The 23,175-nt window shown below is 57.5% G+C and carries 18 protein-coding genes; 8 read left to right on the top strand and 10 right to left on the bottom strand.

The annotated features are described in order from the left end of the window. Positions 1–258: 258 nt before the first annotated feature. The gene (gene glnA, locus ACQQZ8_RS09695; protein ID WP_431709626.1) at positions 259–1,683 is read right to left on the bottom strand and encodes a type I glutamate--ammonia ligase; all 1,425 of its coding nucleotides are present in this window, start codon (positions 1,681–1,683) and stop codon (positions 259–261) included. Between the two features lie 333 nt (positions 1,684–2,016). Between glnA and ACQQZ8_RS09690 the strand changes: the two genes are divergently transcribed. Further along, positions 2,017–2,349 carry an RDD family protein gene (locus ACQQZ8_RS09690; RefSeq protein ID WP_431709625.1) on the top strand — a complete coding sequence of 111 codons (333 nt, stop codon included), beginning with the start codon at positions 2,017–2,019 and terminating at the stop codon, positions 2,347–2,349. Between the two features lie 75 nt (positions 2,350–2,424). On the opposite strand, the gene ACQQZ8_RS09685 is transcribed toward ACQQZ8_RS09690, so the two are convergent. From ACQQZ8_RS09685 to lipB, 3 genes are all read right to left on the bottom strand, one after another. Continuing rightward, complete coding sequence (locus tag ACQQZ8_RS09685; RefSeq protein WP_431709624.1) at positions 2,425–3,186, bottom strand: DUF4191 domain-containing protein; 762 nt, start codon at positions 3,184–3,186, stop codon at positions 2,425–2,427. A gap of 152 nt (positions 3,187–3,338) precedes the next feature. Further along, entirely contained in the window at positions 3,339–4,340 is a 1,002-nt protein-coding gene (gene lipA, locus ACQQZ8_RS09680; RefSeq protein ID WP_431709623.1) for a lipoyl synthase, read from the bottom strand. A gap of 37 nt (positions 4,341–4,377) precedes the next feature. Next, positions 4,378–5,043, bottom strand: a complete 666-nt coding sequence (gene lipB / locus ACQQZ8_RS09675) for a lipoyl(octanoyl) transferase LipB (RefSeq protein ID WP_431709622.1) — start codon at positions 5,041–5,043, stop codon at positions 4,378–4,380. A 105-nt stretch (positions 5,044–5,148) separates the two neighbouring features. Here lipB and ACQQZ8_RS09670 point away from each other — a divergent pair, with 105 nt between their 5' ends. After that, positions 5,149–6,744 carry a serine/threonine protein kinase gene (locus tag ACQQZ8_RS09670; protein WP_431709621.1) on the top strand — a complete coding sequence of 532 codons (1,596 nt, stop codon included), beginning with the start codon at positions 5,149–5,151 and terminating at the stop codon, positions 6,742–6,744. 103 nt (positions 6,745–6,847) lie between these two features. On the opposite strand, the gene sucB is transcribed toward ACQQZ8_RS09670, so the two are convergent. From sucB to ACQQZ8_RS09655, 3 genes are all read right to left on the bottom strand, one after another. Next, the gene (sucB, locus tag ACQQZ8_RS09665; RefSeq protein ID WP_431709620.1) at positions 6,848–8,584 is read right to left on the bottom strand and encodes a 2-oxoglutarate dehydrogenase, E2 component, dihydrolipoamide succinyltransferase; all 1,737 of its coding nucleotides are present in this window, start codon (positions 8,582–8,584) and stop codon (positions 6,848–6,850) included. Positions 8,585–8,746: 162 nt separating this feature from the next. Further along, positions 8,747–10,126: a dihydrolipoyl dehydrogenase gene (gene lpdA, locus ACQQZ8_RS09660; protein ID WP_431709619.1), complete on the bottom strand. Its 1,380-nt coding sequence runs from the start codon at positions 10,124–10,126 to the stop codon at positions 8,747–8,749. A 266-nt stretch (positions 10,127–10,392) separates the two neighbouring features. Further along, positions 10,393–11,904 (bottom strand): leucyl aminopeptidase, encoded by a 1,512-nt coding sequence (locus tag ACQQZ8_RS09655; protein ID WP_431709618.1) that lies wholly within the window; start codon positions 11,902–11,904, stop codon positions 10,393–10,395. 231 nt (positions 11,905–12,135) lie between these two features. Between ACQQZ8_RS09655 and ACQQZ8_RS09650 the strand changes: the two genes are divergently transcribed. The 4 genes from ACQQZ8_RS09650 to ACQQZ8_RS09635 all read left to right on the top strand — a co-directional run bounded on the left by ACQQZ8_RS09650 (position 12,136) and on the right by ACQQZ8_RS09635 (position 17,025). Further along, positions 12,136–13,116 (top strand): proteasome assembly chaperone family protein, encoded by a 981-nt coding sequence (locus tag ACQQZ8_RS09650; RefSeq protein ID WP_431709617.1) that lies wholly within the window; start codon positions 12,136–12,138, stop codon positions 13,114–13,116. A gap of 44 nt (positions 13,117–13,160) precedes the next feature. Beyond that, positions 13,161–14,384: an MFS transporter gene (locus tag ACQQZ8_RS09645; RefSeq protein WP_431709616.1), complete on the top strand. Its 1,224-nt coding sequence runs from the start codon at positions 13,161–13,163 to the stop codon at positions 14,382–14,384. A gap of 61 nt (positions 14,385–14,445) precedes the next feature. Then, a complete protein-coding gene (locus tag ACQQZ8_RS09640) occupies positions 14,446–15,561 on the top strand; it encodes a DUF4192 family protein (protein ID WP_431709615.1) in 1,116 nt (371 codons plus the stop codon). Positions 15,562–15,810: 249 nt separating this feature from the next. Further along, entirely contained in the window at positions 15,811–17,025 is a 1,215-nt protein-coding gene (locus ACQQZ8_RS09635; RefSeq protein ID WP_431709614.1) for an RNA polymerase sigma factor, read from the top strand. Positions 17,026–17,156: 131 nt separating this feature from the next. Here the strand turns inward: ACQQZ8_RS09635 and ACQQZ8_RS09630 are convergent, their stop codons facing one another. Continuing rightward, positions 17,157–17,381, bottom strand: coding sequence for a DUF7455 domain-containing protein (locus ACQQZ8_RS09630; RefSeq protein ID WP_431709613.1), 225 nt, complete (start codon positions 17,379–17,381; stop codon positions 17,157–17,159). Positions 17,382–17,603: 222 nt separating this feature from the next. Here ACQQZ8_RS09630 and ACQQZ8_RS09625 point away from each other — a divergent pair, with 222 nt between their 5' ends. After that, positions 17,604–19,712: a DNA gyrase/topoisomerase IV subunit B gene (locus tag ACQQZ8_RS09625; protein ID WP_431709612.1), complete on the top strand. Its 2,109-nt coding sequence runs from the start codon at positions 17,604–17,606 to the stop codon at positions 19,710–19,712. A 66-nt stretch (positions 19,713–19,778) separates the two neighbouring features. Here ACQQZ8_RS09625 and ACQQZ8_RS09620 read toward each other — a convergent pair whose 3' ends face one another. After that, the gene (locus ACQQZ8_RS09620; RefSeq protein WP_431709611.1) at positions 19,779–20,741 is read right to left on the bottom strand and encodes a M56 family metallopeptidase; all 963 of its coding nucleotides are present in this window, start codon (positions 20,739–20,741) and stop codon (positions 19,779–19,781) included. A 21-nt stretch (positions 20,742–20,762) separates the two neighbouring features. Next, positions 20,763–21,137 (bottom strand): BlaI/MecI/CopY family transcriptional regulator, encoded by a 375-nt coding sequence (locus tag ACQQZ8_RS09615; RefSeq protein WP_431709610.1) that lies wholly within the window; start codon positions 21,135–21,137, stop codon positions 20,763–20,765. A 447-nt stretch (positions 21,138–21,584) separates the two neighbouring features. On the opposite strand from ACQQZ8_RS09615, the gene ACQQZ8_RS09610 reads away from it, so the two are divergent. After that, positions 21,585–23,174, top strand: a complete 1,590-nt coding sequence (locus tag ACQQZ8_RS09610; RefSeq protein WP_431709609.1) for a cytochrome ubiquinol oxidase subunit I — start codon at positions 21,585–21,587, stop codon at positions 23,172–23,174. Position 23,175 lies beyond the last annotated feature (1 nt).

Here is a 23,175-nt window from a genome sequence, read left to right as displayed (position 1 = left end):
TACTGATCGAAATCAGCGTAATTACTGTCGAGATTTGCGGACCATTCCGCCACGGCTCCCATACGTTGATTCATCTCATCGATGAAGTAGGTCATGGCCTCGACACAATTTCCGCGATGGATCGCGGTTCCGTGGGCGAGGGAGAATCGGTGCCGAAACTCAGGGGTTGCACCATACCCAGCAAGGCCCGTGCTGGACCCAAGATATATTGGATCCGGCACGGGCCTTGCCCTCACGATATGGCGAGGATGCTATGGTTTAGCAGCCGTAATAAAGCTCAAACTCGTATGGGTTCGGGCGGAGGCTCAGTGGCTTTAGCTCGTATTCGCGCTTGTATTCGATCCACGTGCGGATCAAATCTTCGGTGAAAACCCCGCCTTCGAGCAGGAACTCGTAGTCGTTCTCCAAGGCGCGCAGTGCCTCATCGAGGGTCTCGGGGGCACGCTGGATGTCCTTGGCTTCCTCTGGTGGCAGCTCGTAGAGATCCTTGTCGATCGGCTCTGCTGGTTCGATGCGGTTCTTGATACCGTCGAGGCCAGCCATCAACTGGGCCGCGAACGCCAGGTAGGGGTTCGACGACGCGTCTGGTGCACGGAACTCGATGCGCTTAGCCTTAGGGTTAGAACCGGTGACTGGAATGCGGATACCGGCCGAGCGGTTACCTTGCGAGTACACCATGTTCACCGGCGCCTCGTACCCCTTGACCAAGCGGCGGTAAGAGTTCACGGTCGGGTTGGTGAACGCGAGCACGGCATCGGCGTGCTTCAGCAGGCCGCCAATGTACCAGCGAGCGGTATCTGACAGGCCAGCGTACCCTTTTTCGTCGTAGAATAGTGGCTCGCCGTCAGCCCATAGCGACTGGTGGACGTGCATGCCCGAACCATTGTCACCGAATACCGGTTTTGGCATGAAGGTTGCGGACTTGCCCCAGGCGTCGGCCACGTTCTTCACCACGTATTTGAAGAGCATCAGTTCATCGGCTGCGTGCACCATGGTGTTGAACTTGTAGTTGATTTCTGCCTGACCGGCGGCACCCACCTCATGGTGGCTGCGCTCGACCTCTAGACCGACGTTGTCTAGTTCGATGCAGATCGCGTCGCGTAGATCAGCTTGCTTGTCGGTAGGGGAGACCGGGAAGTATCCGCCCTTGAATGGAGTCTTGTAACCGCGGTTACCGCCCTGTTCCTCGCGTCCGGTGTTCCATGGGGCTTCATCCGAGTCGATGGAATAGAAGGCGCCCTGTGGCTTGGATTCGTAGCGAACATCTTCGAAGATGAAAAACTCGGCTTCGGGGGCGAAGAATGCGGTATCGGCGATACCGGTGGATTCCAAGTAGGCCTCGGCACGCTCGGCTACACCGCGCGGATCGCGGTGGTAAGGCTCACCGGTCCGCGGGTTGATGATCGAGAAGTTGAATGCGAGGGTCTTCTCAACGCGGAACGGATCAATGAATCCGGTCTTCACGTCGGGAATCAGCTGCATGTCGGAATCCGAGATACCTGCGAAGCCGCGGATCGAAGAGCCGTCGAACAACTGGCCGTTGACGAAGAAGTCTGCGTCAACTGATTTGGCAGGAACGTTGAAGTGCTGTTGAACACCTGGTAGGTCGGTGAAACGAATATCGACGAACTTCACGTCCTCTTCGGCGATATACGCCAAAGCTTCTTCTGGACTCTTAAACATGTGCAGGTAACTCCCTGTGGTGTGTATTTTTCGGTAAACAAGTCGGTCACATCATGATCGCTTGCCCTTGCTTACCCTTCTACAATACCGAGGATCCGTTTCTTAGTGGTGTCTCGATTGTTTCCTGCGCGTTACATGGCAGCTTTTTCGGGCAGTGTTACGTTATGAGGAAAGTGGAGCCGACCCTAGGGGATGGGCTCTCACAGACTGGCCGGATAAACTAGGGGTGTGGAACGTAAAGATATAGGTTCTTGGCTCGAAGGACCGCCTCAACTGAATGCCCAAGAATGGCCGGGCCAGCGCCTGGGTCGACCGGAAAAAGGCCCTGGATCTGTGGCCCGTTTCCCTCGGCGTGTCGGAGCCCTGATCTTGGACTGGGTTTTGGCCATGCTGGTCAGCTGGTGGCTTTTCGAATCAGCCCCGTTGGCCACCTTGTTGATCTTCTGCGCCGTCCAGATGCTCACCGTGGGGATCACCGGTCACTCCATCGGTCATCGCGTCTTTGGGATGCAGGTGCAGTCCATGGATGGCAAGGCCATCAAACCGCTCACCGGTGTGGTCCGCTCGCTATTGCTGTGCTTGGTCATTCCGGTGTTGATTGCGGATGCCGACCAACGTGGAGTCCACGACCGGGCTGGCAACAGTATCTTGGTCAACGTGCGCTAACTACGCCAAAACCTCGGAATACTCTTAAATGGCTGAAGCCGTGACATGTCGTCACGGCTTCAGTCATATTCAGTCTTAGCGCCCGCGCATCGCGCGGCGGCTTGGGCGGACCTTATTCGGGTCGATGCCCTTAGGGATTGGCAAGCGGTTGATGCTCAGCGTGGTCAACCGCTTATCTACGGCGTTGACCTCCAGCTTGGACAGCTGCTTGGGGAGCTTCTTCATCTTCTTCCCCACTTCGTGCAAGGGGGTCTGATTTTCGTCGCTACCGGCGTTGATGACGCTGATTGGTACGTTGGGAAGCACTCGGCCGATCCGCTTACGTTCGGCGGTGACCAGTTCGCGCACCCGACCGTTGGGGCCTTCGGTGACCAGCACGACGCCAGCACGGCCCACAGCCATGAACAGCAGGTCCTGATGGCGGTTCGCCGCTACCGGCTCGTCCTTCAAGATCCAGCCGCGGCGCAAGACGCTCATCGCCGCGCCAGCGGCGCCGGGACGTCCCTCTAGCTGTGAGAACGCCGCCTTTTCGGCGCGACGCGACAAAATGAATATTGCGGCCAGCAAACCTAGCGGGATCGAGATCAGCAACATGGTGATCCAGTTGTTGATCAAGATACCGATCAGCAGACCGATAGCAACAACGCCCAAGCCGGCCAGCAACATCCACCAAACGACCATTGGGTCGTTGCGGCGGGTCATCTGGAAGACCTGAGCCATTTGCTTCAGGCGACCGGGCTCTTTGTTCTTCTTTTCAGCTTTAGGTTTGCGTGAAAACAAGCCTCGCTTCTTCTGCGAGGCTCCTTCTGATGCGACATTGTCGGAGTTTTTGGCCATAGTTCCTTAATTCTACCTGAGTTAGCCAGGCAGGTTCCATACGCACCGAGAGTATGCGCAGCGACACGGAAGATAGCGGATGGATTGAGCCGCTAAGGAGGCACGAAAAAGCGTTGCGAGTATCCTTTCGGACACCCGCAACGCTCGGTCGGCTATGTGGATATCAGCGAGGCAGCTTCCTGACGGGTGTTTCCCGAAGATTCGATATGCGCCAACGCCTCAGGGATTTCGCGTCCCTTCTTACGCATCGCGCCGGCCCACAAACGGCCAGCACGGTAGGAAGAGCGGACCAACGGGCCGGACATTACCCCGAGGAAGCCTAGTTCCTCGGCTTCCTGCTGTAGTTCGAGGAACTCTTCTGGTTTTACCCAACGATCAACCGGCAGATGACGTTCGGTCGGACGCAGGTATTGGGTAATGGTCAACAGATCGCAGCCCGCCTCGTGCAGGTCTGCCATAGCTTCAGAAATTTCCTGACGCGTCTCACCCATCCCGAGGATAAGGTTTGACTTGGTGATCAAACCGCGCTGATGCCCGTGAGTGATGACATCCATGGAACGCTCGTAACGGAAGGCCGGACGGATTCGCTTAAAGATCCGCGGAACGGTTTCAACGTTGTGCGCGTAGACTTCTGGGGCTGAATCACAGATTGCGTCCAGATTCTCCGGTTTACCCGAGAAATCTGGAATGAGCAGCTCCACGCCGGTTCCCGGGTTCATTTTGTGGATTTGGCGTACGGTCTCGGCGTACAACCACACGCCCTCATCTTCCAGATCATCACGAGCCACACCGGTGACGGTCGCGTAGCGAAGATCCATTTTCTTCACGCTCATCGCCACCTTAAACGGCTCTGAGCGGTCCAGCGCCTGCGGCTTACCCGTATCGATCTGACAGAAATCGCAACGCCGGGTACATTCGGAGCCGCCGATCAGGAATGACGCTTCCCTATCTTCCCAGCATTCGAAGATATTCGGGCATCCGGCTTCTTCACAGACGGTGTGCAGGCCTTCGGACTTAACCAGATTCTTCAGCCCCACATACTCGGGGCCGATCTTCAAATCGGCGCGAATCCAATCGGGTTTACGCTCCACCGGAACCTTGGAGTTCCGCTGTTCAACACGCAACATACGTCGGCCTTCAGGTGCGACACTCATGATTAGTCGTACTTTCTGAGAGTAGGGAAAGGTGTGGTTAGGAAACGGCGGCGGTCATCGAAATTTGTGGTGTAAGCAGACGATCCAATTCCTGCTGGACTCGATCAACCACATCGATGGGATTGACCCGCCGACCAAGCTCTTGCGAAATACTGGTTACTCCGGCGTCAGTGATCCCGCACGGAATAATCTGCTCATAAGGTTCCAAGGTATTCGAACAATTCAAAGCAAAACCGTGCATGGTGACCCCGTGGTTGATGCGGATCCCAATGGCCGCAATCTTCCGGTCCGGTGCCCCGGCAGCTCCCGGGACCCACACACCCGATCGGCCCTTCACCTGAACGGTGTGAATCCCTAGTTCGGTGAGAACATTCATTAATACTTCTTCGAGGGTTTCCACATAAAGTCGGATTGCGTTGATTTTGGCCAGCTTCACGATTGGGTATCCGATCAGCTGACCCGGACCATGCCAGGTTAGCTGTCCGCCGCGGTCCACCTCGACTACGGGCGTGCCATCCTGCGGCAATTGCTCATCTTCGGTCCGCCGACCTGCGGTATAAACGGCTTCGTGCTCAAGGAAAAGGATCTTGGGGCCTTGCTCATTTGCTGCCACGGCATCGTGCAGCCGGTTTTGGTAGTCCCATACTTCTAGATATGGGGCGAAGGATTCACCTAGCCCGAGACGTTCGAATTCGATGGTCATGTGATTCACAGTACGCCGAATCATCCCTACCCTCGAGTTGTTAACTTCATGGAAGCATTGTGGAAAACTTAAACGCGTTCTTGCCGAAGCGACTACAACTTAAACATGGAAGAACAAGTAGACGCATTCGCTTGGCCACAATGCGAGGGGTATCTGACTCTTCGTCCATTGCAGCAACGGGAGACTTGCCTGGTCTGGTTGGTCCAGCGTGAGCACGACCAGCAATTTCAGGTGCTAAAACTCGTTAGCAACCAAGAAGCACTGGCCGCACTGCGACAGCCAGCTACCGGGGGATCCGGAGAACACCTGATCGAGTTTCATGGGGTGGCGCAAACCGATCAGGGGCCGGCTTTGCTCGCTGAATATTGTCCCGGCGGCAGCCTAGGACAGATGGTGCAGGCACGTGGGGCGTTGCCATTGGGGGAAACGATTACGGCCTTGGCGCCAATCGCGCACGCCGTCGCGGAACTGCACCGCAAAGGTCTGACACATCAGGATATTTCCCCAAATAATATTCTGTTGACCGCTCAAGGGATGCCGAAGCTGGCTGACTTTCAAGAAGCGCAACTTTTGGTGGAGCCGACTCAAGCGGTAGGAACCCCAGGATTTATGGCTCCGGAAAAAGCTAACGGTGGCGCTGACAGTGGTGCTGCGGCAGCAGACATTTATGCGCTCGCTGCCTGCCTATGGTACCTACTCAGCGGACAGGTCCCTGAGGCGCCGGGACAACGCACGCCGATCGATGTGATTCTTCCGCAGATCCCGAACCCTATCGTGGACTTGTTACTCGACGGCTTAGCGGAGGATCCCGCCCGACGCCCGTCGGCTGATCAATTTGCCCGCACCCTTTTTTCCTCCGGGAAAGCCGAACCACTGAATTGGAGTGCTTCGGTGCCCGGTTTTGCCGCCCATTTAATGTCAACAATCCACCCTGCGGCAAGCAAACGGAACGTAGCATCGAAGCGGCGGAGCGGTCGAAGAACCACGACGCGGTCGCACAGAGCCCAGTCAGCACAGAACCAAAGGCGCGCAACATCGGGACGCGCCCGGCCGCTCAAGGTTACTCCTGGCAGCCGGAAAATAGTTGCGGCTCTCGTCTTGGGGGTGGGGCTGATTATTGGTGCGGGGGTGTGGGTCCAGCACTGGGTACAAGCAAGCCCGGGGGCTTCCAACGCTCAGCCGCAAGCGGAGCCGGCGCAAACCTTACGCAGTTGCGCAATGCAATCAGATGCCCAGTTACCACCCTGCGCCCAAGACCAGGCGTTGATCTTAACCGAGTTAGTTGAGCTATCGCGGGCACGTGATACGGCATTGAACGCGGGGGACCGGGCATCCTTAGCAGCCCTCTACGTTCCGCAGTCCGAACAGCTGCAACTTGATCGCGGCATGGTGGACAAGCTCGATGAGCTGGGTCTGTCCCTTAGCGGATTGCACACGAGCCTCGAAGATCTGGAGGTGACCGCTCGCCAGTATCCGGATGTGGTCATTGTCGGCGCGCAGAGCTCATCCAACCACTATGAGTACCGGTTAATCAGCGAGGATCAGGTAATCCATCAGGCTAAGGCCAGCATGGCCGAGCAAGTGCGCTTCGAACTGCGGCACGTGGATCAGGGCTGGCGAATCTCCCGAGTACTTTCACGTGATTCAGGAAGCGTGGGCACGACCACCGAGGGGCAGGCCTTGTTTCGCAGTGGGCACTAGGCGCAGCGCAGGGGGCCGGTCGGTCGCCCGCAAAACGAAAGAACCCGTTTCCTCCCACTACGGGAAGAAACGGGTTCTGAGTGATCCTGACTAAGCCATCAGCTTAGAGACCAAGATCGCCTTCGAAAGCGCCGCCTTCAAGACGTGCCTTGACGGTCTGCAGGAAGCGTCCGGCATCCGCACCGTCAACCAGACGGTGATCGTAGGTCAAGCACAGGTACATCATGTGACGGACGGCAATCGAGTCGTTGCCCTCTGCATCGGTGATGACCATTGGGCGCTTGACGATCGCACCGGTGCCCAGGATGGCAACCTGCGGCTGGTTGATGATCGGGGTATCGAACAGGGCCCCAACCGAACCGATGTTGGTGATCGAGAAGGTGCCTCCGGACAGCTCATCCGGACCGATCTTGTTGCTCCGGGTACGGGCAGCAACGTCAGCGATCTTTCCGGCCAAACCAGCCAAGTTCAGATCACCTGCGTTGGAAACCACTGGAACAAGCAGACCCTTGTCGGTGTCGACAGCAAATGCCAAGTGCTCGGCATTGTGGTAGGTGATTTCCTGCTTGTCCTCGTCGTACTCGGCATTCAGGGTTGGGTGCGCCTTCAACGCTTCGGCAACGGCCTTAGCGATAAATGGCAGATAAGTCAGGTTCACGCCGTTGGTGGCCTTGAACCCGGCCTTCGCCTTGGCACGCAGGTTCACGATACGGGTCATATCGATCTCGTGGACCTGAGTCAACTGCGTGGAAACATCCAGCGACTCGCGCATGCGGCGGGCAATCACCTGACGGATACGTGGAGCCTTGACGGTGGTGCCACGCAGCGAGGAAACCTCGACGGCTGGGGCGGCCTTGGCTGCCGGGGCGGCAGCGGCAGCAGGTGCAGGAGCAGCGGACTGCTTCTTCGCCTCGATGGCATCCAGCACGTCCTGCTTGCGAATACGACCGCCAACACCGGTACCCGAAACGCTACTCAGGTCAATGTCGTTCTGGTTGGCCAGGCGGCGAACCAGTGGGGTCACGTAACCGGCATCTGCCGATGCTGGGGCAGCGGCGGCAGGAGCCTCAGTCTTAGGAGCAGCCGGAGCTGGAGCTTCTTCCTTCGCGGCAGGAGCAGCAGGTGCTTCTTTCTTTTCCTCTGCTGGAGCAGCTTCCTGCTTTGGAGCTTCCTGCTTTGGAGCCTCCTGCTTTGGAGCCTCAGGTTCTGGAGCTTCTTCCTTGGCAGGGGCAGCGTCAGCGGAACCGATGACAGCCAGCACAGCGCCAACTTCGGCTTCCTCGTCTTCGTTTACGCGAATTTCCAGCAGCTTACCGGCAACAGGCGACGGGACTTCAGTGTCGACCTTATCGGTGGACACCTCAAGCAGTGGCTCATCAATAGCAACATCGTCGCCAATTTCCTTGAGCCAGCGAGTGACGGTACCTTCGGTGACCGACTCGCCCAGAGCTGGCAGGGTTACCTCGGTACCGGATGCGGCACCGGCCGAAGCGGCAGGAGCTTCGGCTTGCGCAGGAGCTTCTTCCTGAGCGGACTCTTCCTCGGCTGGCTCGGCTGCTGCAGGTTCTTCGGCTGGGGCTTCTTCAGCTGCGGAGGAACCGGAACCGTCGCCGATGCGGACCAACGGTGCGCCAACTTCGGCTTCTTCGTCTTCGGCGACCAAGATTTCTTCGATCACACCGGCGACTGGGGATGGAACTTCGGTATCGACCTTATCGGTCGATACTTCCACCAACGGTTCGTCAACCTCAACGCGGTCGCCGACCTGCTTGAGCCAACGGGTTACCGTACCCTCGGTGACACTTTCACCCAACGCGGGTAGGTTTACGGTTTCAGACATCTTCCCGTATCTCCTCTAAATTGCATGCTATTTGGATGATCCGTCTTGCCCTCTTGGGGCGAATCTTACGGATCCAAGTATTCTGTTCGAAGGCGCTATCTTCGAGCCTAGTCCAGAAGCAGCGTACCGCGAAGAGTACGCCGCTTCTTGACCTAAGCGAAATTAGCCGTGCAGTGGCTTTCCAGCCAGAGCCATAGCGGCTTCACCCAGCGACTCGTTTTGCGTTGGGTGAGCGTGGATCAGCTGAGCCACGTCCTCTGGGTAGGCTTCCCAGTTCACGATCAGCTGTGCTTCACCGATCTGTTCACCGATGCGTCCGCCCACGCCGTGTACGCCCACGATTGGGCCGTTCTTCACGCGCACCATCTTGATGATGCCGCTGGTGCCCAGGATCGAAGACTTGCCGTTGCCAGCCAAGTTGTATTCGGTGGTTTCGATCTGATCAGCACCGAACTTTTCCTTGGCCTTTGGTTCGGTGTAGCCCACCGAAGCAATTTCAGGCTCGCAGAAGGTGACCTTCGGGATGTTGATATCTTCAACGATGGTCGGCTTCTGGCCGCCGATCTCTTCAGCGACGAAGATGCCGTGCTGGTAGCCACGGTGCGCCAGCTGCAGGCCGGGGACGATATCGCCCACAGCGTAGATGTTGCCCACGCCGGTGTGCAGGCGATCGTCGGTGATTACGAAACCGCGATCGATGGTGATGCCCTGCTCCTCGAAACCGAAGCCCTCGGTGACTGGCCCGCGACCCACGGCGACCAGCACGATGTCAGCTTCCAGTACCTTGCCGTCGGCCAACGAAACCTTCACACCGTTAGCGTCCTGCTCGACCTTCTCGAAGAAGACACCGGTGTTGAACTTGATGCCACGCTTCTTGAAGGAGCGCTCCAACACCTTGATGATGGCAGGATCCTCGTTAGGAACCAGCGAGGGAAGACCCTCAACGATCGTGACATCTACGCCGAAGGACTTCCAGACCGAAGCGAACTCGACACCAATAACGCCGCCGCCCAGAACGATGGCGCTCTTTGGCAGGGTGTCCATATTCAGTGCCTCGGTGCTGGTCAGCACACGATCGCGGATTTCCAGACCGAAGGTCTTAGAAGTGGAACCGGTGGCCAGAACGATGTTCTTGCCCTTGTAACGAGTGCCGTTGACTTCGATGGTGTCCTGCGAGACCAGACGACCTTCGCCTTCGATGACGTTCACTTTCTTCATCTTCAGCAGGCCGGACAGGCCCTTGTGCTTGCCAGCGACAATACCGTCCTTGTAGCTGCGCACCGCGCCCAGATCAATCGAGTCCAAGGTGGTGTTCACACCGTACTTGGCACCCTCGCGGGCGTTCTCAGCCAGCTCGGCAGAGTGCAGGTACGCCTTGGTAGGGATACAGCCGGTGTGCAGGCAGGTGCCGCCGAGCTTCTCCTTCTCAATCAGGCCGACGCTGAAACCCAACTGGATGGAGCGCAGGGCTACCGAGTATCCAGCGGAACCGCCGCCGAGGATGAGGACATCGAATTCTTGCGTTGCTGCCGAATCGGCCACGTGAACGCTCCCTCGTAAATAGCTAATGTGGTCGGCTTCAGAGCCGACCGCGGATCGGGTGAGGCACACTGCCAACGCCACTTGACTCAAGGGCGCAGCACAGCTTGCCGTGATGTTTCAAAACTTACCTTAGTCCCGTCGGCACACATCAGTCACCTTGAAGCGGTCGAAAGTCAGTTTTCTCTTCTATTTTTGCACTAAAAAAACGCGGGAGGCCGGGCGGGCCTCCCGCGTCGGGGTGTCTTTATTCACCTCAAAGGCGAACTTCAGTTGGCCGCGAACTCTTCGGCGAAGGCGATCAAGGTGCGAACCTGCGCGCCGGTACCGTTCTTCGGGGTGTAGCCCCACGGGGCACCCTCATTGAAAGCTGGGCCGGCGAAGTCGATATGAGCCCACGGGATCTGCTTGTCATCGACACTGCCGACGAACTCCTGCAGGAACACCGCGGCGGTCATCATGCCGCCCATACGTTCACCGATATTGGCCAGATCCGCTACCTGCGAATCGATCGATGGGCGCAGTTCCTCCGGTAGCGGCATGCCCCAAGCCTGCTCGCCCACCCGGTCCGAGACAGCAACCAGCTGATCGCGCAGCGCCTCATCACCCATGATGCCGGCAGTGCGGAGCCCCAGCGCCAGCATTTGCGCACCTGTCAGGGTGGCGATATCGATGATCGCATCGGGCTTTTCTTCACTGGCTGCCATCAGGCCATCGGCCATCACCAAACGGCCTTCGGCGTCGGTGTTGAGCACCTCCACGGTCTTACCGCCGTACATGCTCAGCACATCACCCGGACGCGTGGCTCGGGAACCTGGCATATTTTCGGCCAAGCAAAGCCAGGCGGTGACCTTCAAGTTCAGACCGAGTTCGGCGATCCCGGCGATAGTTTGGAACATTGCAGCTGCCCCGGACATATCTGACTTCATCGCATGCATACCCGCAGCCGGCTTAATCGAGATGCCACCGGTGTCGAAGGTGATGCCCTTACCTACCAACGCCAAATGCCGGGAGGCCTTGGCGGGGGAGTACTCGATTTTCACCATCCGAGGCGGGCGATCCGAGCCGCCGCCGACCCCCAGCAAGCCGCCGAAACCGTCTTTGGCAAGCTTCTTCTCGTCGTACACCGTGACCTTCAAAGGTAGCGACTTGCTGTAGTCGCGCACGGTGGCGGCGAAGGATTCCGGGTACAGCTCATTGGCTGGGGTGTTGATCAGGTCGCGGGTGGCACGAACTGCCCGGCCTAAGATGGCGGCGCGCTTGAGGGCTGCAGGAAGCTGCTTGTCTGCCGATACCGGGGTGACCAAAATAGCCTCGGTCAGCTGTGGCTTCTCGCTCTTCTTCGAACGGAAGTTCTCAAAGCGGTAATTACCCAGTGCGATGCCTTCGGCAACCGCGGCAGTTAACTCAACGCTCTCGGTTGGCAAGGCGAACAGTGCGCTCTTCACCCCGCTGAGCTGGCGCGCGGCCGAACCAGCGGCGCGGCGCAGCGTTTCTGCCGTGAGCTGACTCAGTTCGGAAACCCCCAGTCCGATGAACCCCAGGACCTTGGCCTTGGAATCCTCGACTCCGGGCAACCGGGTGAACTCATCGGCTTTGGCGGCAACGCCCAGGTCGTTCAGCGTCTGCTCGAGCGTTGCGGTGCTCTGCGCCCCCAGTACCGAGTTAGCGATGCGCACCTTGTCATCGCTCTTGTAAATGCCAAGCACCAAGGCCTCAGCATTCTTGCGTTTGATGTCTGTTCCGATTGCGGTCAGCTTGAGATCGCTGGAGTTGATCACGAAATCATTCCTTCTAAGCCTTTGTAGGGTCTGAGGATTGGGTTGCGAAAGACGCGGGTACGAGCTGTTCGCGCACCCGGTTCCGCACACGTCCACTACTAGATAGTAGCCGAGAGTTTGCCGAGCGTGCCCCAGTTCACAGTCCGATTAGCCTTGTGCGCGATAGAATGAAACGCTGAAGTGTGCTTCGGGTGCGATGAAACCCGAACCATCCGTCCATCAGGGGGTGCTATGTCCAGTCATTCGCTTATCACATTCACGGTCGATGACCTTGACAGTCCGCGCCTGCAGGGACTGGGGATGTACATTTCGCTCAAGGGTGCCGGTGATGCTGGACAAGCCCACCTGCAGATCCACAATGAGCTATTCGCCCAGTTGCGTGGCCAATTAGTGGCCAGCTTCGCCGCCGATCAACTGGTGGTGTATACCGCCCAGCGACCGCGAGTGACCTATCTCGGAGACCACTTCGCCGCGTACCAACGTCCGGTCATTGAACTTTATTTGATGACCGATGAAATGGATCGGGACTTCTGGTATCTCACCGGGGTGGAACCGGACTTGCTCTGGGAAGAATTCAGCGCGGACCTCCTGCGGCTAATCGACGCCTTCAACATCGGCCCGGTGGTCTCCACCAACTCGCTACCGATGCCGGTGCCGCATACCCGTCCGGTCGGAGTTACGGCGCACGGCAACCGCCCAGATCTGATCGAGGGGATCTCCACCTGGGCACCAAGCGCCGAGCTGCCAGCCGGGTTCACTGATTTGTTGGAGATCCGTTTGGCTGAGGCCAAACGCGATGTGGTGGGCTACTCGCTGCACACCCCACACTATTTGGCTGAAGCGGAATACCCGCCGGTGGCTGTGGCGGGGTTGGAATATGTGGGGGCTGCCCTGAATCTGGCCTTACCGACCGAGCGACTACGTGAGGCGAGCCGGGCTATCGAAGAGCAGCTGGCCGAACAGATCAACTCCAGCGCCGAAGTTCGCCAAATGGTGGACGGTTTCGAAAAGCGTTTTGATGCCCACGCGCAGGAGCACGCGCCTCGCTCCCTCCTGCTCGACGAAGATCAACAGCTTCCGAGCGCCGAAGAAATTGGTGCCCGAGCCGAAACCTTCCTGGCCGGTATTGAAGACCTCAGCCAGTGGCTGCCGGATACTCAGGTCGAGGAAAGCAATGAACACCCCGGCGAATCCGGTGACACACAACTTTGAGCCCTGAAAATCTGAACTCCAGAAAGTCCTGGATAGTCATTTCGGTGGCGGTTTTGGCCTACATCACCTCGGTCGCCCAACGCACCAGCTTTGGGGTCGCGGGACTGGAAGCTACCGAACGTTTTAGCACCAACGCCTCGATCCTTGCCACCTTCTCGGTCGTTCAGCTTTTGGTCTACTCGCTCGGACAAATTCCGGTAGGTTTGCTGCTGGATCGGGTGGGTCCGCGTGCCATGATCAGCACCGGCACCGTTCTGATGCTGTGTGGGCAGGCCTTTCTCGCCTTCGCGACCGACGTTCCGCAAGGGCTTGTTGGTCGGGTACTGGTTGGCGCGGGTGACGCGATGGTCTTCGTCTCGGCCATCCGCTTGCTACCCATGTGGTTTAGTGGTTCACGGATCCCGCTCCTCACCCAGCTAACCGGTACCGTTGGTCAAGCTGGGCAGCTAATCAGCCTGTTTCCCTTCCACGCGGTCTTGATTATGGTGGGTTGGACCCCTGCGTTCGCGATGCTCTCGGCGCTTTCCTTTGTCGCCTTGATATTGGTCATCGCCTTCGTACGCAACGGATACACGGGGCCGAACGTGGCAGGTGGCCCACAACTGAAAACCCGGCAGCGGCTTGCCGCGGCTTGGCGGCAACCCGGAACACGACTAGGTTTCTGGACGCATTTCAGTACCGCCTTCATGCTCAACGTCTTTCTGATGACTTGGGGTTTCCCTTTCTTGGTGGAGGGCCAAGGGCTCCCCGGATCCTTAGCTTCGGCGTTGATGTCCATGTTCGTCATTGTTGCGGTGCTGCTAGGGCCAATCTTAGGAACGCTGACTGCCCGCTTCCCGAATCAACGTTCGAAGTTTGCGTTGACGATCGTTGGAACCATGACGCTAGTCTGGTTGCTGGTTATATTGTGGCCAGGACAAGCTCCGTTATGGCTGCTGATTGTGTTGATGGCAGCGATCGCAGCCGGAGGCCCCGGCTCGGCGATATCCTTCGACTTTGCCCGAACCTTCAACCCGCCGCGGCTCATGGGAACCGCCACCGGAGTGGTCAACGTCGGTGGGTTCTTTGGCGGGTTTATCTGTGTTTACCTTGTGGGTCTGACACTGGACTTTATTCATCGGCTCAATGGATACAGCGGTGAGCTGTACAGCCTTGAATCGATGAAAATGGCGCTGAGTATCCAATTTATTTTCGTAATCATCGGTGTCACCGGGATGCTCATTACCCGTCGTAAGGCGCGTCAACAGCAGCAAAACCCCACAGACTGAAGTTTCCACATTCGGAGAGCACTGCACGGTGAGTTTGGCTCAGAACCTTCATTGTCGTGGCATGACAACTACACCGAACCACGAGCCGCTCTCCCTAGAGCGTGCCGAAGATGTTTTAGCGTACATCCCTCATGCCCTAGGATTTCATCCGGAAAAATCCGTGGTATTGCTGCTGCTGGTTGAACGCAGACTTGAGGCCACTTTGCGGGTGGATCTGCCCGCACGATCGGCCGAACGAACCGATTATCAGGTATGGATCGCACAAGTGTGTGAGCTACTCTCACGCTTACCGGGTTTGAGTGCGACGGTCGGAGTGGTGTACCCCCAATCGACCGCAGGAGCAGCAGGCTGCCTGCCGTGGTCCGAACTGATCAGCTGTCTGGCCGAAGAATTATCCGACCGCGACATTCCGTTGCACCAAGCCTGGTGCTACGACGGGGGACAGGTTTGGGATTACTCCTGCGAGAATCCGCAGCACGGGTGCCTCACCGTGGCCCACCCCGAATTGAGTCCTACGTCTTTGCGGCTAGTGGTTGCCGGTTCGGCTCCACTGACTGAACCGTGGGACGGCCGTGATGTTCACGAATGGCCAAACGCCACACAGATTCGCGAGCTGGCAAAAACTTTAGATGGGGATTATCTCGACAGTTTGGATGCGTGGGCGATGATTCTAGATGCCCAGCCTTTTGATGCGGAACGGATTCTGCGCAACGAACCGTTGATTCCCGCCAGACTGATTTCTGGTCTTAGTATCCGGATGGTGCGTGACATACTGCCCTATTTGGCTGGGGCCGGAACAATTGCTGCGGTCAATGCCGTCTCGCTCATCCAGGCACATCGCCGCGGGCAGCCGGTGCAAATCAGCGGGATGACTGACTTTCTCTTAGGGCGTGGCACGCTGACTCCGCAGTGGGAGAGGGTTGAGCAACTCTGGTTTATTTGCCGTGACCTGCTCGGGGTAGCGCAAGGGGAGGAACGTGCGGCACTGCTCTGTCTCTTGGCCTGGATCGAATGGGCGAAGGGGCGCGGGAGCATGTCCATGGCGCTGTTACGAAGCGCATTAAAAGAAGAACCCGGATATCGTCTAGCGCAACTGCTTGAACAATTATTGCAGCGCGGAATCATGCCGCAGTGGGCCACCGATCCGGAGCGGGCTTGGCGCGCAAGCTTCGAGTGAAACACGGCCTAGGAAGCACTCAAGTGGTGTCGATGGCTAGATTCGTGGATAATAGGAAAATAGACCCGGTTAGGTCCGATTGCTCTTCAACCCCCACACCGAGTGTGGGAACAAAAGACGACGCAGCGACGTTGAAACTATTCGACCGCTGTCTTGGCGTGAATTTTGATTCTCCGCCTTCGGACTTGACAGGGTCATAGTGGTGTTACCGGTAGGTGCATCTGGGACGCATCGTGAGAAAGGTTATTCGTGTCATCAACTGAGACGAACGCTAAGCGCAAAGCTGCCAACGCAACCGCGGCTGAGGAAGCCAACGCCGAGGCTGTGGCAGAGGAACCTGTCGCGAAAAAGCGCGCAACCAGGGCAAAGACTCCAGCTAAGAAGACTGCTACCGCTCAGGAAGCAGGAACCGAAGCTGAGGACCAGACTGATGGCCCGACCGAGAGTCCTGAAGATAGTGAAGCCGAGGCAGGCGCGGAAGAAGACGCCAAGGGCTTCGTTCTGACTTCTTCGGAAGATGATGCGCCGCAGCAGCAGGTTCTAGTTGCTGGTGCTACCGCTGACCCCGTTAAGGATTACCTGAAGCAGATCGGTAAGGTCGCCCTGCTTAACGCCGAGCAGGAAGTCGATCTTGCGCTGCGTATTGAAGCTGGCCTGTTTGCGCAGGACAAGCTGAACAACGACGACGGCTCCATGGAGCAACGTCTGAAGTGGGATTATGAGCAGATCGTCCATGACGGAAAGATCGCCAAGAACCACCTGTTGGAAGCTAACTTGCGCCTGGTCGTTTCGCTCGCTAAGCGTTACACCGGCCGCGGTATGCTCTTCTTGGACCTGATTCAGGAAGGTAACTTAGGTCTGATTCGTGCAGTTGAGAAGTTCGACTACACCAAGGGCTTTAAGTTCTCGACCTACGCCACCTGGTGGATTCGTCAGGCGATCACCCGCGCCATGGCCGATCAGGCACGAACCATTCGTATTCCGGTTCACATGGTCGAAGTCATCAATAAGCTCGCTCGTGTACAGCGTCAGATGCTTCAGGATCTTGGCCGCGAACCGACTCCTGAAGAGCTGGCCAAGGAACTGGATATGACCCCTGAAAAGGTCGTCGAAGTTCAGAAATATGGTCGTGAACCGATTTCCTTGCACACCCCACTGGGTGAAGATGGTGACTCCGAGTTTGGCGACCTGATCGAGGATTCCGAGGCTGTGGTTCCGGCCGACGCGGTGTCCTTCACTCTGCTTCAGGAGCAGCTGCATTCGGTGCTTGACACGCTCTCGGAGCGTGAAGCCGGCGTAGTTGCTATGCGCTTTGGTCTCACCGACGGTCAGCCTAAGACTCTGGACGAAATCGGAAAGGTTTACGGGGTTACCCGTGAGCGGATCCGTCAGATCGAGTCCAAGACGATGTCTAAGCTGCGTCACCCATCGCGCTCCCAAGTATTGCGCGATTACCTCGACTAAGAACGGTTGATGGGGTGTTGGAAGTTCTGCTTCCGACACCCCATCAGTGCTTTAACCCTCCGGCCGAGCTTAAAGCGAAAGGCGATGGCTCCCATTGCTGGGAACCATCGCCTGCACGCTGATGCGTATGCTTAGTCGGTGATATCGACCTTTGGCTTTTCGTAGAGTCGTGCCGACTCATCCTGCCACTGCGCGGTCAGCGGGCGAAGCTTAGGCTCCACCGCCCGGGCATGGTGGGCACAGAACAATAGTTCACCACCGGTGGAAGCCAGCACAGCCCGCACATAGGCCTGAGCGCCGCAACGGTCGCACCGGTCGAGGGCGTTGAGTTCACGACTTGCAGTTGAAGTAGTCATTGCCAGCCTCCTTTAAATCTAGGTGTATTCAATACAACCAGTTATTCCTTGGAGTTTATGCCCGAAACATGCTTCTTTCGCTCACCGCGTAGCCGATGTGGATAAGCTCATAAGTCCACGTGAACCGCTCTAGACCGGAGAAGCTAACCGGATTCGAACACAATGACGACTAGAATGGTTTCTAGAATCACCTGTCCGGCATAAGTAGGAGTTTGCAACCACGTGGCTAAAGCCGACAATTACAACGCCCGTCACCTTTCCGTGCTCGAAGGGCTGGAAGCGGTCCGCAAGCGTCCCGGAATGTACATTGGCTCAACCGACTCGCGCGGGTTGATGCACTGTCTCTGGGAGATTATTGACAACTCCGTGGACGAAGCCCTTGGCGGGTTTGGTCAATCCATCGAGGTGATCTTGCACAACGATGGGTCGGTCGAGGTCCGTGATGATGGACGTGGCATCCCGGTGGACATCGAACCTAAGACCGGATTAAGCGGTATCGAAGTGGTCTTCACCAAGCTGCACGCCGGCGGCAAGTTTGGCGGCGGCTCGTACAATGCTTCCGGCGGTTTGCACGGCGTGGGTGCCTCGGTAGTCAACGCGCTATCTGCTCGCTTGGATGTAGAAGTGGATCGCGGGGGAAAGACCTACGGGATGCAGTTCCGTCGCGGTGAACCAGGACGCTTCGCGGATCGTGGAAAGCCGCGTGCCGAGGCCGACTTCGAAGCTTTCGAACAAGCCACCGAGCCAGAGGTTGTCGGCAAGGCCAAACGTGGGGTGACGGGTACGCGCATCCGTTACTGGGCCGATACGAATATTTTCACCTCCGACGCCCGTTTCTCCTACGAAGAGTTGCAAAATCGCGCCCGACAAACCTCCTTCCTGGTGCCCGGACTACGGATCCAGCTGCGTGATGAGCGGGGGCTACCGGGCACCTTGGGACAAGAGGGCCCCTATGAAGAGGTGTTCCAGCACGACGGTGGAATCAGCGAGTTCGCCGAATACCTTGCCAGCGATTCCTCGGTCACCGATGTCTGGCGCATCCAAGGCAGTGGTTCATTCCACGAAAAGGTGCCGGTGTTCGATGCCAACGGACGTAGCCATATCGAAGATGTGCAGCGCATCTGTGAGGTTGATTTAGCGATTCGCTGGGGGATTGGTTATGACACCACATTCCGTAGCTTCGTGAATATTATTGCCACACCCAAGGGCGGGACGCACCAAACGGGTTTCGAACAAGCGCTGCTGAAGTCTTTCCGGAAAGCCGTGGACGCCAATGCACGGAAACTTAAATTCGGTGCGAAGGACAAGCTTGAGAAGGATGATGTCCTGGCCGGGATGACCGCGGTGCTCACCGTGCGATTGGCCGAACCACAGTTCGAAGGGCAGACCAAGGAAATCTTGGGTACCTCCCAGGTACGTCAAATCGTTTCAAAGGTCGTGGAGAACGCCTTAAACGAACGCTTCAACTCGACTAAACGAGTCGAAAAGCAGGAAACCTCCACCCTGTTGGAGAAAGTCGTCAACGAGATGAAGTCTCGGGTGTCGGCACGGATGCACAAGGAAACCCAACGGAGAAAGACCGCGCTGGAATCCTCCACCCTTCCGGCCAAACTCTTGGATTGCCGCACCAAGGAAACCGAGCGTTCCGAACTGTTCATCGTCGAGGGCGATAGCGCTCTGGGTACCGCACGACTAGCACGCTCCAGCGACTTCCAGGCTCTGCTGCCAATCCGCGGAAAGATCCTCAACGTACAAAAAGCGTCGATTTCCGATATGCTCTCCAACGCCGAGTGCGCCTCGATGATTCAGGTCATCGGTGCCGGCTCGGGGCGGACTTTTGATATTTCTCAGGCCCGCTATGGGAAGGTCATTTTAATGACCGACGCCGACGTTGATGGGGCACATATTCGCACCCTGCTGCTCACTCTCTTCTACCGGTATATGCGCCCGATGATTGAGGAAGGACGCGTCTATGCCGCGGTTCCACCTTTACATCGCATCGAGGTTATCAACCATGGATCGAAGGCCAATGAGCTGGTATATACCTACTCGGAAGCTGAATTGAATCGGCTTCTGGCCAAGCTTGAAGCCGAGGGAAAGAAGTATAAGGAGCCGATCCAGCGCTACAAGGGTCTAGGTGAGATGGACGCGGACCAGCTGGCGGAGACCACCATGGATCCCCGGCACCGTACGTTGCGGCGGGTGGGTATTGAACACGCCCAAGCAGCCGAGCAGATTTTTGATTTGTTGATGGGTTCGGACGTGGCACCGCGTAAGGAGTTCATTATTTCCGGTGCGGATCAGCTTGAACGTGAGCGCATCGACGTCTAACGGGTGATCCAAAGCCTCCGGCCTGCTCCTTAGGGAGCGGGCCGGAGGTCTTTGTGCCGAGGGCTTTTAGCCTAAGAGGCGCGGGGCGATCAGCAACACCGTGGGGCATCCAAGCAGCAGGGTCGTCGCAAGATAAACCAAGGCACGCCGGCTTCTGGACAGGGGATTGGGTGCTGCGAGCAGGCGTTGTAAGCGTGCTGAAGTCAGCTCCCCACTAGGAACACCCTCCAGCTCTGTGGTGCTCTGCGAACTGGCGGCAGGGGTATCTTCTGCGGGGGAGATCGCTGAGGCTACCGTGACGATGGCGCGCAATAGCACCGACCGGTCCACATCCTTCAGCGCCTGATCATCGGCCAGCATTTCGATCAGCTGCCGCACCGCATGCAGTGACAGTTTCGAGGTGGGCAACCACGGCAGCGCCTCATGCCAGGCGGTGAAGGCCAAAATCAACACGTCATGGCGTTGTTCCAGATGGGAACGCTCATGGGCTAATACCGCGGCCTGCTCACTCTCGGAGAGTTGATCCAGCAGTCCACGGGAGAGCACGGTGATCGGCCGGGTAATTCCCGGCACACAGTAGGCCACCGGGGTATCGTGATCCAGCACCAAGGTATTGGGACTGTTCGCCGCCGGATTGCTGAGTAACAGTAGCAGTTCACGGTGTTTGGCCCGTTGCCGAAGGATTCGCCACGTTGCACGAATCAGGGTGAGAACCAAGTGGAAGGCGAAGAGGAAAGCGGTGCTCAACGCGAAAAGGTGAACAACCCCCGGGAAAGGTACCGTGGGATCGCCCATCAGCAGCAGCCAACCGCGATGCAGCGCGGTCAGCAGATCATCACCTAGCGGGTCAAGCCCCCAGACGAGCATGGCGCCAATCATCGACAGGCCACCGGCTAATGCGATGCCTTGCCACAAGATGACGGCGGCTACCGGGGAGCGACTAGTCCACTTGGCTTTAGACAATGCCAACGGCGTTGGCCACGCAAGTGCGATGGCCAACGCCGCGAGAAAGTATGAGGTGAGAAGCACTCGGCCCTCTAAATCTTAGTATTAGGACGCGGTTTTCGGTGCATCCAAAATAGCACGAAGTGTCGCTGCTTCGTCCGGCGAAATGCCGCCGATGAAGCGTGCCAAGACGGCTTCACGATTCTGTGCAGAGCCCAGAGCCTCGTTGAGCAGGTTCACGGTGTGATCTTCACGCGTGGACGATGCGTTGTATCGATGTGGGCGAGTGCTGCGTTCACGCACCACCAGCCCCTTCTTTTCTAGGCGCGCAAGTACGGTCAACACCGTGGTGACTGCGAGGTCTTTCGCAGTATCTCCTGGTGCTGCCAACTCATCGCGCAGGTCATTGGCGGTCAATGGTTCCGTGGAATCCCACAGCAGTTCCATGACTGAGCGTTCTAGGTCGCCAAGGCTAGCCACTGGGCAGTACCTCACTTGCTTTGTTGTACTCTGTAGCGCCCTTCATTGGGGTCAACGAAAGACGCCTTGTCCTTCAATTCTATAGCGAAGCGAGAAATTTTTCTACATCACGTAAAAAACGTGTTTGAGATGGATTTAGTCAGCAAAATCACAGTCCGCAAAATGGGGCAGTGAGAATCTCGAGCCGCGGTTGAATTTTGGTCCTTGCCCAACGAGCACCCTTGCTTACTAATCGTCGAGTTATCGCGGGCGAATGAGCGTGTTGCCGCACGTGGCGGCGGACCGCTGAGCCCGGTGCTGGTCGGGGCGCGCCTCTTCAGCGGTGCGGCGTGGAGCGAGGGCGTTGGGAGGTGAAAGGATTTCTACACGTTGTCGAAATTGGCTACGCTAGGTCTCGGACGAAATTTCTACACTAAGTAGAAATCATGATGTGACCATGAGGTAACAATGGATGTCTTAGAGATCGCCCGGTGGCAATTCGGTATTACCACCGTGTATCACTTCTTGATGGTTCCGCTGACTATCGGCCTAGGTTTGGTCGTCGCGGTCTTGCAAACGGTCTGGTTACGCACCGGCAACGAGCAGTGGCTGCGCATGACCAAATTCTGGGGCAAACTCTTCTTGATCAACTTCATCATGGGAGTCGCCACCGGCATCGTTCAAGAATTCCAATTCGGGATGGCATGGAGCGAATACAGTCGGTTCGTTGGTGATGTCTTCGGCGCACCACTGGCGATGGAAGCCCTCTTGGCGTTCTTCGTCGAGTCCACCTTCCTGGGTCTCTGGATCTTTGGGTGGAAGAAACTCCCGGCCAAACTCCACCTAGCGACCATTTGGATCGCCTCGTTGGCCAGCATCCTTTCGGCCTACTTCATTCTGGTGGCCAACTCCTGGATGCAGCACCCGGTCGGTACCGAGATCATCGATGGGCGTGCGGTGATGACCGATGCCTGGGCCGTGTTTACAAATAACACGGCACTGGTCACCTTCCCGCACACGATCTTCGGTGCCTTCGCGGTGGCCGGTGGATTCTTGCTCGGCATCTCTTGGTTCCATCTCTACCGACGCCGCAGCGAAGGAGTCGACACCGTCGATGCGCAGGGCAAGGTCATCGTCGGTGAGGATGTCAGTAAGGGACGCAACCGGGACCGGACGGATTACAAGGTATGGATCACTTCCTTGCGGATTGGTGCGGTCGTCGCCTTGGTCTCCTTCACTGGGGTGGCTTTCTCGGGGCATTCTCAAGCCCAATTGATGTTCGAACAACAGCCCTTGAAAATGGCCGCCGCCGAAGCCGCCTGCCACGATGGAACTGGCTTCTCGGTGTTGACTATCGGGGATATCCGCGGGGCTGGGGCAACCACCTGTGATGATGTCACCGCGGTATTTGAACTGCCCGGTCTGCTTTCTTTCCTCGCCAATAACGATTTCAACACCCCGGTGAAGGGGGTCAATACGTTGATCCCGGAGTACCAGGAGAAGTACGGAACGCATTACCCGCAAGAGGAATACCTCGGCCAGTACGCCGGACAGGAAATCAATTACCTGCCGGTGATGGAAGTGACCTACTGGGGCTTCCGGCTGATGATCACCCTCGGGGGACTCAGCGCTGTCGCTGCGGCGGTAGCCCTCTGGCTCACCCGCAAGGGCACGGTTCCACACAATAAGTGGATCTCACGACTGGCCGTGGCCGGCATTGCTGCACCCTTCGGCGCCAACGCCTTCGGGTGGATCTTCACCGAGATGGGACGCCAACCCTTCGTCGTGGCCCCGAACCCGCAGTTCAGTGGAATTGATCAGGTGTTCATGTTTACCGCCGCCGCGGTATCACCCACCGTCAGCGCCGGAGAAATGCTCTTCTCCACGATCCTGCTCACTTTGATCTACGCGGTACTGCTGGTGGTCGAACTGGTATTACTCACCCGCTATGTGCGTGGCGGCGTGGCCTCGGCGATGCCCGAACTGAACCACAGCACCGATGCGCAGAACGATGACCAAGACAAGCACGACGGCGACGTACTCGCCTTCGCCTACTAGG

This window comes from Glutamicibacter uratoxydans, assembly GCF_050753455.1.
GTDB lineage: Bacteria > Actinomycetota > Actinomycetes > Actinomycetales > Micrococcaceae > Glutamicibacter > Glutamicibacter uratoxydans_A.
Note: the sequence above shows the minus strand (reverse complement) of the source record. Positions and strands in the feature narration are given on the sequence as shown.

Coding starts and splice junctions, on each gene's coding strand:
- ACQQZ8_RS09685 (WP_431709624.1), bottom strand. CDS start 3,186: ATGGCCAAAAACTCCGACAATGTCGCATCAGAAGGAGCCTCGCAGAAG.
- sucB (WP_431709620.1), bottom strand. CDS start 8,584: ATGTCTGAAACCGTAAACCTACCCGCGTTGGGTGAAAGTGTCACCGAG.
- ACQQZ8_RS09640 (WP_431709615.1), top strand. CDS start 14,446: ATGACAACTACACCGAACCACGAGCCGCTCTCCCTAGAGCGTGCCGAA.
- lipB (WP_431709622.1), bottom strand. CDS start 5,043: ATGACCATCGAATTCGAACGTCTCGGGCTAGGTGAATCCTTCGCCCCA.
- ACQQZ8_RS09610 (WP_431709609.1), top strand. CDS start 21,585: ATGGATGTCTTAGAGATCGCCCGGTGGCAATTCGGTATTACCACCGTG.
- glnA (WP_431709626.1), bottom strand. CDS start 1,683: ATGTTTAAGAGTCCAGAAGAAGCTTTGGCGTATATCGCCGAAGAGGAC.
- ACQQZ8_RS09670 (WP_431709621.1), top strand. CDS start 5,149: ATGGAAGAACAAGTAGACGCATTCGCTTGGCCACAATGCGAGGGGTAT.
- ACQQZ8_RS09630 (WP_431709613.1), bottom strand. CDS start 17,381: ATGACTACTTCAACTGCAAGTCGTGAACTCAACGCCCTCGACCGGTGC.
- ACQQZ8_RS09650 (WP_431709617.1), top strand. CDS start 12,136: ATGTCCAGTCATTCGCTTATCACATTCACGGTCGATGACCTTGACAGT.
- lipA (WP_431709623.1), bottom strand. CDS start 4,340: ATGAGTGTCGCACCTGAAGGCCGACGTATGTTGCGTGTTGAACAGCGG.